General features: G+C 63.5%; 11 protein-coding genes. 5 read left to right on the top strand and 6 right to left on the bottom strand.

All coding sequences use genetic code 11. The annotated features are described in order from the left end of the window. Positions 1–172 precede the first annotated feature (172 nt). Positions 173–1,819, bottom strand: coding sequence for a Na/Pi cotransporter family protein (locus tag J2Z31_RS22785; protein ID WP_209604904.1), 1,647 nt, complete (start codon positions 1,817–1,819; stop codon positions 173–175). Positions 1,820–2,141: 322 nt separating this feature from the next. Between J2Z31_RS22785 and J2Z31_RS22780 the strand changes: the two genes are divergently transcribed. Genes J2Z31_RS22780 through J2Z31_RS22760 form a run of 5 tightly spaced genes read left to right on the top strand, consistent with a single transcriptional unit; the run spans position 2,142 to position 7,631 of the window. After that, positions 2,142–4,034 (top strand): peptidylprolyl isomerase, encoded by a 1,893-nt coding sequence (locus tag J2Z31_RS22780; protein WP_209604902.1) that lies wholly within the window; start codon positions 2,142–2,144, stop codon positions 4,032–4,034. A 35-nt stretch (positions 4,035–4,069) separates the two neighbouring features. Next, the gene (gene trpD, locus J2Z31_RS22775; protein WP_209604900.1) at positions 4,070–5,083 is read left to right on the top strand and encodes an anthranilate phosphoribosyltransferase; all 1,014 of its coding nucleotides are present in this window, start codon (positions 4,070–4,072) and stop codon (positions 5,081–5,083) included. Between the two features lie 9 nt (positions 5,084–5,092). Then, positions 5,093–5,908 (top strand): indole-3-glycerol phosphate synthase TrpC, encoded by an 816-nt coding sequence (gene trpC / locus J2Z31_RS22770; protein ID WP_209604898.1) that lies wholly within the window; start codon positions 5,093–5,095, stop codon positions 5,906–5,908. Continuing rightward, positions 5,905–6,399, top strand: coding sequence for a cyclic pyranopterin monophosphate synthase MoaC (gene moaC, locus J2Z31_RS22765; RefSeq protein WP_209604896.1), 495 nt, complete (start codon positions 5,905–5,907; stop codon positions 6,397–6,399). Before trpC ends, moaC begins: the two co-directional genes overlap by 4 nt. Further along, complete coding sequence (locus J2Z31_RS22760) at positions 6,399–7,631, top strand: molybdopterin molybdotransferase MoeA (protein WP_209604894.1); 1,233 nt, start codon at positions 6,399–6,401, stop codon at positions 7,629–7,631. The genes moaC and J2Z31_RS22760 overlap by 1 nt, the downstream gene beginning before the upstream one ends. 75 nt (positions 7,632–7,706) lie before the next feature. On the opposite strand, the gene pqqE is transcribed toward J2Z31_RS22760, so the two are convergent. From pqqE to pqqA, 5 genes are read right to left on the bottom strand one after another with little or no spacing between them, the layout of a single operon-like run. Beyond that, positions 7,707–8,819 carry a pyrroloquinoline quinone biosynthesis protein PqqE gene (gene pqqE / locus J2Z31_RS22755; protein WP_209604892.1) on the bottom strand — a complete coding sequence of 371 codons (1,113 nt, stop codon included), beginning with the start codon at positions 8,817–8,819 and terminating at the stop codon, positions 7,707–7,709. After that, positions 8,816–9,109: a pyrroloquinoline quinone biosynthesis peptide chaperone PqqD gene (pqqD, locus tag J2Z31_RS22750; RefSeq protein WP_209604890.1), complete on the bottom strand. Its 294-nt coding sequence runs from the start codon at positions 9,107–9,109 to the stop codon at positions 8,816–8,818. Before pqqD ends, pqqE begins: the two co-directional genes overlap by 4 nt. A gap of 10 nt (positions 9,110–9,119) precedes the next feature. Further along, on the bottom strand, positions 9,120–9,920 hold the full coding sequence (gene pqqC, locus J2Z31_RS22745; protein ID WP_209604887.1) for a pyrroloquinoline-quinone synthase PqqC: 801 nt from the start codon (positions 9,918–9,920) through the stop codon (positions 9,120–9,122). Continuing rightward, on the bottom strand, positions 9,917–10,828 hold the full coding sequence (gene pqqB / locus J2Z31_RS22740) for a pyrroloquinoline quinone biosynthesis protein PqqB (protein WP_209604885.1): 912 nt from the start codon (positions 10,826–10,828) through the stop codon (positions 9,917–9,919). Before pqqB ends, pqqC begins: the two co-directional genes overlap by 4 nt. Positions 10,829–10,870: 42 nt before the next feature. Then, complete coding sequence (pqqA, locus tag J2Z31_RS22735; RefSeq protein WP_209604883.1) at positions 10,871–10,966, bottom strand: pyrroloquinoline quinone precursor peptide PqqA; 96 nt, start codon at positions 10,964–10,966, stop codon at positions 10,871–10,873. Positions 10,967–11,501: the final 535 nt, after the last annotated feature.

The following is an 11,501-nucleotide window of genomic DNA, read 5'->3' as shown; positions in this document are numbered from 1 at the left end:
TCACGTCGCATTAATCCTGTTAAAACGCAAATCGCTCAAGGCCCATTGCATGTGCCCCTAAATCGAACTCGATTTAAGGGGCGTGTAAATCAAAGCGCCACGCGACCTTGTACGTCCGATAGGACGCTGGGCGCCGCAGAGACTGGCCGTAACGGTCGCCCCCGAGGCGACGTCAGGCCCGGGGCCGCAGCCTGCTCTCCGTCAACAGACCGCTTTCCTCGACGATCGGATAGGCGACGGATGCGATGTGTGCATTGATGCGCTTGAGGTCCCGCAGCATGTCGAGATGCAGCGAACTCGTCTGCAGACTCTCGGCCAAACCATCCCGCAGGCGCTCCAGGTGCCGCTCTGCGGACCTCCTTTCCATGTGGCGGACATCGACCTTCACCTCTATCAGGTGGTGCGCCAGGTCGGCATTGCGCGTCACGAAGATCGATTGAGCGATGCGGAGATTATCGACCGTCAGTTCGAAGAGGCTATTTAGTTCCCGAAAACCTTCATCGGAGAACTTCAGGCCGTTGGTGATCTTCTTGCGGATCTGCTCGCACAGCCCCTTTTCGATGATGTCGCCCATGTGCTCGAGGTTGATCGCATAGTCGATGATCACGACCGAACGGCGCCCATCTTCGTCGGTCAGTCCAACGCGCCCCAGCCGGGAGAGAAAAATCTTCACCTCCTGCTGCAAATGGTCAACCTGCTTCTCCATCCGCCCGATGTCGCGGAGTTCGCCGAGGTCGCTCTTGATGAAAGCGTCGGACGCTCGCATGAGCATGGCCTCGATCAGATCGCCCACCCGCAGCACTTCGCGTGTCGCACCGGAAAGCGCCATTACGGGCGTGTCGAGCGCCGCTTCGTCGAGATAGCGCGGCCCCATCTCGCTCGTCTCCGCATCGGGCACCAGGCGGTTCAGCCCCTGCACCAGCAATCCGGTGAAAGGCCAGGCGACGATTGCGACGACTACGTTGAAGAGCAAGTGGATGTCGACTGGCAAGTCTTGCTGCGTCAGGGGCAGGTCTTGCAGCAGACCGGGATTGATGCCGACAAGCGGAAGTGCGATGAGGCAGCCGACGCCTCGAACGAGGAGATTGCCGAGTACGACCCGGCGGGCTGACGGCGCCGAAGCGAGAGTGGCGACGACGGGTGGTATCGCGTGCCCGAGATTGGCACCCAGCACCAGCGCCACGGTCAATCCCGGTGAAAGCACGCCTGCAGTTGACAGCGACAATATCAGGATCACGACGGCGAGGCTCGACGCGGATGCAAATGCCATCCCTGCCGCGATGATCAACGCCACTGGCCAGGCGTTGTCGAGCATTCCGAGAAACGCCGCCAAAGCCGCCGACTCCCGCATGGGCTCCGTTGCCGCACCCAGAAGTTCGAGGGACAAAAGCATCAACCCGATTCCGACGAAGGCATAGCCTCCGCCCTGGCGCGCGCTCGATCGGCTCATCCTGTGCAGGGCGACACCGGTGACGATGAGCAGCGGCGACAGCCATGCAATCCCGAGCGCAACGACCCAGGCGGTAATCGCCGTACCGATATTGGCGCCAAGCAGCACGATTTGCGCCATGCGCGAGCGCACCAGGCCTTTCTCCACGAAGGAGGCGGTCATGAGGGCGGTTGCGGTGGAACTTTGAAGCGCGAGCGTCGCAATGAGGCCGGTCGCAAATGCCCTGACGGGACCGCCGGTTCCTCGAGCAAGTCCTGCCCGCAGCCTCGCCCCGAAAGCGCGCGTGACGCCATCCTTGACGAGCGAAAGGCCGAAAAGGAGCAGGGCGACGGCGCCGAAAAGATTGACCATCACGATTGTGGATTGCATGGCGTCGGTTCCGTAACGGTCGGGAAACGCGGAGTTTCTTTAGGATTATCGAAGACACGATTCCGGGCGAATTGCCATACGGGAAAGCGTTGGAAGCCAATAATATTCGCAGATCTTTTTCGGTTGCCGGCTAACGAATCCGACACTCGCTTTCCCATGCGCGCCCTCCGCCCCTGTGCGCTCTCTCCCGGGCCCTCATCGCAAGCGCAGGCAGCGACCGCAATTTGCGAGCAAACCGCCCTTCAATTCCTGCCCGGTTTGTTCTAAGGAACGAAGTCATCCGGCGTTATGCCGCTGCATTGTAACGAGGTTTTCTGCCCCCATGCTCGACTCCCTGAGAAACGCCGCTAGGACGCGCGTCGTCAAAGGCCTCATGGCCATTCTCATCCTCTCCTTCATGGTGTGGGGCGGACAGACCATGATGATCCAGGGCGCAGCCGATTCGGTGGTCCAGGTCGGCGACGTCAAGGTATCCGCCAGCGACTATCGCCTCGCCTACGAGCGCCAGCGGAGCCTCATCTCGCGCCAACTCGGAACGCCGCTCACGCGACAGCAGGCTCGCGCGTTCGGCGTCGAAACGCAGGTCTTTTCGCAGCTCGTCGCCGGCGCTGCCCTCGACCAGCTTGCAGAGGACATGAATCTCGGTCTCTCCGAGGATCGGCTCGCACGGCTTATCGGCGAAGACCCCGCCTTTCACAGCGTGAACGGTCAGTTCGACCGACTGACCTTCTCGAGCGTGCTGCGCAATGCGGGACTGACCGAAAGGGATTATATCCGCAACCGCGCCCAGGTGGCGGTGCGTTCGCAAATCGTCGATGCAGTTACCGACGGGTACAAACCGCCGCAGGTGCTAGCCGATGCGATCGGCAAATATCGCCACGAGACGCGAAGGATCGACTATCTGTTGCTTTCCAACGCGAACATCGATCCGGTGAAGGCGCCGGGCGACGATGTGCTCGCTCCCTGGTTCGAAAGCCGCAAGGCAAACTATCGCGCGCCTGAATATCGCAAATTCAGCTATATCAAGCTCGTACCGGAAGATCTCGCCGCTCCCGAGACCATCTCGGAGGAGGAACTGCGCGCCGACTATGACAAGCGCAAGGAGACCTTCCGCTCGCCGGCAACGCGAACCATCGAACAGCTCTCTTTCCCCTCCCGTGAAGCGGCCGATGCCGCGGCGGCAAAACTTTCCGCCGGCACCTCCTTCGACGATCTCGTCAAGGCCGAGGGCAAGGGGGCAAGCGACGTCCTGCTCGGCGACTTCACCAAGGAGAGCATGCCCGACGCCAAGCTTGCCGATGCCGCGTTCGCCGTTCCATCCGACGGCGGCGTGACCCCGGTCGTCGAAGGCGGATTCGGGCCGGTCATTCTGCGCGTCACCAATATCCGGCCGGAGACAGTTCGCAGCTACGATGAGGTGAAGGAGGAGCTACGCAAGGAGATCGCCCTCGATGCTGCCCGCGATCAGTTGATCGGTCTCCACGCGAAGATCGAGGATGAACGCGCCGCCGGCGTCCCCGTGAAGGAAGTGGCCGAGCAGTTGAACCTGAAAATCGCCACCGTCGAGGCGATCGATGCGACCGGCAAGGACCAGAACGGCGATGAGGTCGCCGGGCTGCCCGAGCAGCGCACCCTCCTCCAGGAAGTCTTCAAGGCGGAGGTCGGGCTCGACACGCTTGCGGTCAATATCGGGCGCGACGGCTACCTGTGGTTCGACCTCGAAGAGGTGATCCCCGCCCGCGACCTAACGCTCGACGAGGTCCGTGACGAGGTGGCGGCCGACTGGACCGCCGAACAGCAGCGCGTCGCCTTGGCTGCCAAGGCGGCCGAGTTGAAGGAGCGCATCAAGAAGGGCGAGACGCTTGCCGCCGTCGCGACCGAGCTCGGCATTGCGGTGGAAACCAAGACCGGGCTCAGCCGCTCGACCCAGGACGCAGCCCTGAGCCAGGCCGCGATCATGGCGGCGTTCGGCGGGCCGAAAGGGCATGTCGCCAACGCGGCGGGCATGGGCGGCGAGGGCCAGATCCTGCTTCAGGTAACCGCCGTGGACGAGGGCGCACCGGCCAATGCCCTCGACGACGACAGCCGCCAGATCGAGGCGATGGCCCGCGCAAGCGGAGACGACATTCTCGATCAGATGGTCTTCGCGCTACAGGCTGCCTATGGCGTATCGATCAACCAAACGCTTGCCGAGCAGGCATTGGCACAGCAGTGATGGGGGCACAGCAGTGATGGGCAGGGGAGCGACGCATGAGTGATTTGAAGCCGTTCGTTGCAAAGGTCGCAGCGCGCGAGGCCCTGAGCCGCGATGATGCGCGCGCCGCCTTCGAGATCATCATGTCGGGGGCAGCGACGCCCTCGCAGATCGGCGGCTTCCTCATGGCGCTCCGTGTGCGCGGAGAGACTGTCTACGAGATTGTTGGAGCCGTCGGCGCAATGCGGGCGCGGATGCTTCCGGTCGAAGCGCCGGAGGATGCGATCGACATCGTCGGGACCGGCGGCGACGGTGCCGGCACCTACAATATTTCGACTCTCGCATCACTGATAGTCGCCGGCGCGGGGGTTCCCGTCGCCAAGCACGGCAATCGGGCACTGAGCTCGAAATCGGGCACGGCCGACGCCCTCTCCTGCCTCGGCGTCAAGCTCGATATCGGACCGGAAGCAATCAGCCGCTGCATCCGGGATGCCGGCGTCGGTTTCATGTTCGCCCAGCAGCATCATTCGGCGATGCGTCATGTCGGACCCACGCGAGTGGAACTCGGCACCAGAACGATCTTCAACCTTCTCGGGCCGCTATCGAACCCGGCCGGTGTAAGAAAGCAGCTCGTCGGCGTTTTCGCGCCGCAATGGGTCGATCCGATCGCGGAGGTCCTGCGCGATCTCGGCTCCGAGTCCGTCTGGGTGGTCCACGGCGATGGGCTCGACGAGATCACCACGACTGGGGTCACGAAAGTGGCGGCACTCGACGACGGCAAGATCCGGAGCTTCGAACTGACGCCTGCCGATTTCGGGCTCGCCACCGTGACACTCGAGGCGCTAAAGGGTGGCGACGGCGCGCACAATGCCGCCGCCCTGCAGGCCGTCCTCGATGGTGAGGAAAATGCCTATCGGGACATTTCGCTTGCGAATGCCGCCGCTTCGTTGATCATAGCGGGACGCGCCAAGGATCTGGCCGAGGGCATGGAAATTGCACGCCAATCCCTTTCGAGCGGTGCCGCGAGGACCGCCCTGCAGCGGCTGATCACCGTCTCCAATGCCGCCTGAGGAGAGGACATGACGGATATCCTGCGCAAGATCGAGGCCTACAAGCGGGAGGAGATCGCCGCCGCGAAATCGCGCATTCCGCTCGAGGAATTGAAAGCGCGGATCGCGGACCAGTCGGCGCCGCGCGGCTTTCATGCCGCACTTGCGGCGCGACGGCAGAAGGGTGAATTCGGACTGATCGCCGAGATCAAGAAGGCGAGCCCGTCGAAGGGCTTGATTCGTCCGGATTTCGATCCGCCGGCGCTCGCCAGGGCCTACGCCGCCGGCGGCGCGGCGTGCCTCTCGGTGCTCACGGACGCGCCGAGCTTCGAGGGTGCGCCGGAGTATCTGATCGCGGCGCGCGCCGCCTGCTCGCTTCCGGCGCTGCGCAAGGACTTCATGTTCGACAGCTACCAGGTCTTCGAGGCCCGTGCCTGGGGCGCCGACTGCATCCTCTTGATCATGGCGTCGCTTAGCGACGACGACGCACGGCGGCTCGAAGACGCCGCCTTTGCACTTGGCATGGACGTGCTCGTAGAGGTGCATGATGCGGCGGAAATGGAGCGCGCCCTACGGCTCTCCTCGCCGCTCGTCGGCATCAACAACCGCAACCTCAGGACATTCGAGGTCAATCTTGCCGTTTCCGAGGAACTGGCGCCGATGGTTCCTGCGGATCGCCTGCTCGTCGGGGAAAGCGGCATCTTCACGCACGCGGACTGCCGGCGCCTCGAACGGAGCGGCATCACCACCTTCCTCGTGGGCGAGAGCCTCATGAGAAAAGACGATGTCGAGGCGGCGACGCGCGCGCTCGTCACCGGCTCCGAAACTGCACTGGCTGCGGAATGAGCGAGCCTCGCCTCAGCCATATCGACAGTACCGGCGAGGCCAACATGGTCGATGTCGGCGACAAGGCGGAGACCGTGCGCATCGCCGTTGCCGAAGGCTTCGTTCGCATGCGGCCGGAGACGCTGGCCTTGATCCTCGAGGGCGATGCGAAGAAAGGCGACGTGATCGGCACCGCACGGCTTGCCGGGATAATGGCGGCCAAGCAGACCGCGAGCCTTATACCCCTCTGCCATCCACTGATGCTGACCAAGGTGTCCGTTGATATCACCCCGGACGAAGCACTCCCCGGTCTGCGCGTCGAGGCAATGGCAAAGCTCTCCGGCAGAACCGGCGTGGAGATGGAAGCACTGACGGCCGTCAGCGTCGCCTGCCTCACGATCTACGACATGGCCAAGGCCGCCGATCGCGAGATGGAGATCGGCGGCATTCGCCTCGTCAGCAAATCCGGCGGCCGGTCGGGCGACTATCGGCGGCAGGGAGAACGGCGCTGATGTCGCTGCTTCCGGTCGAAGAAGCCATTTCGAGGGTTCTTGCAAAAGCCCGGCCGCGTCGGGAAACGGAACGGCTCCCGTTGCACGACTGTCTCGGCCGCGTGCTCTCCGAAGATGCGGCGGCGCGGCTTACGCATCCTGCCTTCGATAATTCCGCCATGGATGGCTATGCCGTCCGCCATGAGGACATCGCCGAGACCGGTGCCGAACTTTCCGTCATCGGCCAATCCGCCGCAGGGCGTGGCTTTCGCGGCGCGGTCGGAAGCGGCGAGGCGGTGCGCATCTTCACCGGCGCTCCCCTCCCCGCCGGCGCGGACACCGTCATCCTGCAAGAGGATGTCGAGAAGCTTGAGAGTGGACGCATCCGCACGCATTTCGCGCCCATCAAGGGGCGCCATATCCGGTTGACCGGCCAGGATTTCGGCGCCGGCGAGGTGGCGCTTGCCGCCGGCAGCGTACTCGACGCGGGCCGGCTCACCTTGGCCGCCAGCATGAACCACGAGACGCTACCGGTCTATACGCGTCCGAAGATCGCAATCCTGGCGACCGGCGACGAGTTGTTGCCGCCCGGCAGTTCGCCCGGGCCGGACCAGATCATCGCTTCGAACACATTCGGCGTTGGCGCGATCGCCCGCGAGAATGGCGCAGATATCCTGGACCTGGGCATCGTTGCCGACGATCGCCAAGCGATTGCCGCTGCCGTTGCCAGGGCGCAGTCGACCAAGGCGGAGGTTCTGGTCACGCTAGGCGGCGCTTCCGTCGGCGATCACGATCTCGTTCAGTCGACGCTTCTTGGCTGCGGGATGACGCTCGATTTCTGGCGTATCGCCATGCGCCCGGGAAAGCCGCTGATGGTGGGGGAACTCGCGGATATGGTGGTACTCGGTCTTCCCGGTAATCCGGTGTCGAGCCTCGTCTGCGCACTGCTCTTTCTGGAGCCCTTGACGCGCAGGCTTGCCCACCTGCCCCCGCGCAGCCGCCTGACCTCCGCACGCCTTTCAGCGCCTTTGTCCGCAAACGATCGCCGCCAGGACTATATCCGAGCCCGCCTTGCGGTAGAGCCGGACGGCTCGCTCACGGCCCATCCGTTCGCGCGCCAGGATTCGTCGATGACGAAGATCTTCGCCCAAGCCGACGCGTTGATCGTTCGCCCGCCCCTTGCCCCCGCAGCCGCGGCCGGAGACCCATGCTCCGTCCTGAAGCTCCGTGATCCAACGCAATCGAAGGCGTAGGGCGATGGTGGGTCACAATGACTTCGGTCAAACGTGAGCCCCAAGGTCCATCGAAATTCGGGAAAACCTTTAACGCTAAGTTTTCGACGCCCGCCCGCGGTAGATGAAATCAGCTTGCGAGGCCACCGAGAACGCGTTCGCTTCCAGCGTCAGATCGTCCCGAAGGGGCGACCGGATACAGACCGGATCGGTTGCGCTCGCGTCTCCGGCAAGCGCCATTGCCTGGCAACGGCAGCCGCCGAAATCGACCGCCTTGCGCTCACAGTTCCGGCAGAGCTCCGGCATCCAGTCTTCACCGCGATAGGCATTGAAGGCGCCGCCTTCGTACCAGATCTTGGCAAGGGAGCTTTCGCGGACAGTCTCGAAAGACAGGCTCGGGATGGTTTCGGCGGCATGGCACGGAAGCACGCGGCCCGACGGTGTAACGTTCATGCCAATTCGCCCCCAGCCGCCCATGCAAGCCTTGGGGTATTTGGAATGATAGTCGGCCGGCACGTAGTCGATGACCAGGGTGCCTCTGTATCTTTCGCGTGCCTCGGCGACCGTTCTCGTCGCCTGCTCTGCCTGCTCGCGCGTCGGCAGGAGAGCCGCCTTGTTGCGCTCTGCCCAGCCGTGAAATTGCACTGTGGCCACTTCTATCCGACGGGCCTTCAGTCCAATCGCCAGTTCGATCATGGCCTCGATCTCATCCATGTTCAGCCGGTGGCAGACGGCATTGATCGTCAGTGGCATTCCGGCATTCGCTACCCAGCCCGCGACCGCGATCTTTCGGTTGTATCCGCCCCCGTAGCCACCAATCCGGTCAGCGCTTTCGGGAGACACGCCTTGGATCGAGAGCTGAACATGTTCTAGCCCGGCATCAGCCAGGCTGTTGACCCTCGCTTCCGTCAGGCCGAGGCCCGAAGTAATCAGGTTGGTATAAAGGCCGAGTGTTGCGGCGGCCCGCGTGAGCTCGACCAGGTCCCCTCGTGCCGCGGGCTCCCCGCCCGACAAGTGCACGTGCAGCACGCCAAGAGCGGCGGCTTGCCTGAAAACGCTTATCCATTCGGCGGTGGAAAGCTCCTCGTCTGCACCCGTCAACTCGGTTGGATTGGAGCAATAGGGACAGGCCAGCGGGCAACGATGGGTCAGTTCCGCCAGCATCGCCATGGGCGGCGGTACGCGGGGGATCTTGATCGCATCACTCATTCGACAATCTCCAGCATGCGGCGGATGGAAAGCTCATGCACGAAAGCCGTAATGTCGTTGGCGATCTGGGTGACGGGGGCGTCGAACTTCTCGGCAAAGCCAGCAGCGATCTGACTGAGGGTGTGCTCGCCATCGAACGCTTCGACGATGGCCAGGGCTATGTCGTCTACGGCCATCGCGCGTTCCGGTGCCAACAGGACCATCCGGCCGCGAGCCGAATCCTTGTGCAGCCGCACGCCGCGCGCCAGCTTGACGATGCTCGTCCTTGAAATCTCCGGTGCGTCGCTCATACCGCCCTCCCTACAGCGCCGCGCGTCCATCAGACGCGCGAAGTTCGCTGGAGCGCTCTGCCATAGGCTCGCCGAGCATGCCGTCTTGCCCGTCCCAGCCGCCCGGTGGAATGATGCCGGGCGCGACGTAGGCCGAATAAAGCGCATCGAGCTGTGTCCAGAGTACTTCCGTTTTGAAGACGAGTGCCGCGGCGGCGGCGTCCTGTTTATCCGCCGTCTCGGCGTGGTCGAGAACATAGGCGAGACCAAATTCGACGTCGCGAGGCGCCTCGGTCAGCCTTTGGCGAAAATAGGCAAGCGCGGCGTCATCGGCGAAGGCATAGTGCTGGAGAAGCCCGGCTATGCGCTCCGAATGGATCTTGGGTGCGAAGAGCTCGGTGAGCGAGGAGGCCACCGCCTCGAGAAGGGGCTTCTCGCGCACGAACGACACATAGGCGTCGACGGCAAACCGGGTTGCAGGCAACACTCCACGTGTCGAGGCTACGTAGCCGGGATCAAGGCCGACGGCGGCGGCGAGACGCAGCCAACGGCGGATGCCGCCACCCTGATCGAGGCCGCCGTCATGATCTTCGATCCGCGAGCGCCAGGCCCGACGCAGGTCCGGCTCGTCGCAACGCGACAAAAAGGCTGCGTCTTTCATGGGAATTCGGCTCTGATAGTAATAGCGATTGATGACCCAGGCGCGCACTTGGGTCATCGTGCAGCGGCCGCCATGGAGCATCACGTGGAAGGGATGCTGGTCGTGATAGCGCTCCTTCCCGATCGCCAGAAGGCGAGCATGAAAGGCTTCTCTCTCCACGGGCGTGGTCACAGGCAGATCTCCATGCCGTCGAAGCCGACCTCGAAGCCGTGGCCTTCGACGCGCGTGCGCTCGGGGCCGGACCGCCAGATCGGATTCGTGTTGTTGATGTGAACGTAAACTTTCCTTTGAATGCTGAGTCCGCCGAGCGCTTCGAGGCTGCCGCCCTCGCCGTCTATCGGCATGTGGCCCATGCGGCGACCCGTCTTGTGGCCCGTGCCGGTCGCGATCATCTCGTCATCGCTGAAGAGGGTCCCGTCGAAGAACAATGCGTCGACACCTTCGAGGCGCGCGGCAAGGCCGTCGTTGACCATGGCGCAGCCCGGAATGTAACAGACCCGTTTGGCACCGACTTTGAGCTCGAGGCCCACCGTCTGTTCGCCCTCCACGCCGATATCCGGCTCGCCCTCTTCAAGGAAGAGCGGGACCTTGCCGGGAACGGCGAAGAGGCGTGCCTCGAGTCCCGGCAGCGGAAAGAAGCGCTCTTCTATCGCGACGGTTTTTCTTTGAACCAGTTGCGGGTCGAGGACACGGAAGATCGGATTGCCGTCGATGATCTGGCCGATTGAAGCGGTGGAAAAAACCGAGAAAGCGTGCTTTTCCCTCAGGACGAGAAGTCCTGCCAGATGGTCGATATCGCCGTTCGTCAACACGATGCTCTTGATCGGGCTGTGGCGCAGCCGGCGCGGCTGCAGGAGGCGATTTGCCTGTATCTGCTGGCGGATATCAGGAGAGGCATTGAAGACAGCCCAGCTCTCGCCGTCGAGGCTGACGGCGAGCGACGATTGGCTTTGAGGGCTCAGGGCGGAGCCCGGATCCCGTGCCACCGCGCAGTTCAGGCAGCCGCAATTCCATTGCGGGAGACCGCCGCCAGCGGCGGCCCCCAGGATGATGATACGAAGATCGGACGTTACTTTCACCGGAACTCCTCCGATTTGTAAGCCGACCCGCGGGGCGGCGCGTCAGAAGAGGATCGGCTCATCCCCGTCCGCAGGCAGGTAGCGGTTGATTTCCATAGCGCAGCTGACTTCGGTGAATTTCGGTGCATGCCAGGACATGTTTTCTCCATTCGCTCTTGAGATAGGTGCCCGCACCGGCATTTCCGGGCGCCCTCGCGGCCGGGGCGGACACCAGACGAGCTTTGCTCGTGGGAGCGCTGCTCGGGTGAATTGCCGGGACCGCTTCGTGCTGCACCGGCAAGACCCGGCGGCGCCGTCGCCGGGTTTCTCGAATATCGGTCGGCCGCAGGCGCCTCGCCTGAGGGCTTTTCCTCAGGCGCGCCGCAGGCAAGATCGGGTCCCCGCAAGAGCGGCAAGCCAAGCCCGTCGTCGGGCGCACCTGAAAAGCTCGACTCCGCCGCGCAACGCACGAGACTTCCGGAAATCGACCTTGCAGGCATCACGGAACCTCCCCTTCCTTGCGCAAAAGGGTAGCAACTGCGCGGGCGCCGGCAATACGACCTAGGCACAATCGACATCCGGTCATCCGCTCGCATCGAAGCCGCGCCGGTTGCCGCCGGCATTACGACCAAGGTGCAATATCCCCGGCTTTTCCGCGGGGGGATGATTGCTGCCGCCAGACGGTTGCGGCTCA

The sequence above is a fragment of the Sinorhizobium kostiense genome (genome assembly GCF_017874595.1).
GTDB lineage: Bacteria > Pseudomonadota > Alphaproteobacteria > Rhizobiales > Rhizobiaceae > Sinorhizobium > Sinorhizobium kostiense.
Note: the sequence above shows the minus strand (reverse complement) of the source record. Positions and strands in the feature narration are given on the sequence as shown.

Bases quoted from the DNA above. Each gene is read 5' to 3' on its own strand.
- J2Z31_RS22785 (WP_209604904.1), bottom strand. From the start codon at position 1,819: ATGCAATCCACAATCGTGATGGTCAATCTTTTCGGCGCCGTCGCCCTG.
- pqqA (WP_209604883.1), bottom strand. From the start codon at position 10,966: ATGTCCTGGCATGCACCGAAATTCACCGAAGTCAGCTGCGCTATGGAA.
- pqqE (WP_209604892.1), bottom strand. From the start codon at position 8,819: ATGAGTGATGCGATCAAGATCCCCCGCGTACCGCCGCCCATGGCGATG.
- pqqD (WP_209604890.1), bottom strand. From the start codon at position 9,109: ATGAGCGACGCACCGGAGATTTCAAGGACGAGCATCGTCAAGCTGGCG.
- trpC (WP_209604898.1), top strand. From the start codon at position 5,093: ATGACGGATATCCTGCGCAAGATCGAGGCCTACAAGCGGGAGGAGATC.
- trpD (WP_209604900.1), top strand. From the start codon at position 4,070: ATGAGTGATTTGAAGCCGTTCGTTGCAAAGGTCGCAGCGCGCGAGGCC.
- moaC (WP_209604896.1), top strand. From the start codon at position 5,905: ATGAGCGAGCCTCGCCTCAGCCATATCGACAGTACCGGCGAGGCCAAC.
- J2Z31_RS22760 (WP_209604894.1), top strand. From the start codon at position 6,399: ATGTCGCTGCTTCCGGTCGAAGAAGCCATTTCGAGGGTTCTTGCAAAA.
- J2Z31_RS22780 (WP_209604902.1), top strand. From the start codon at position 2,142: ATGCTCGACTCCCTGAGAAACGCCGCTAGGACGCGCGTCGTCAAAGGC.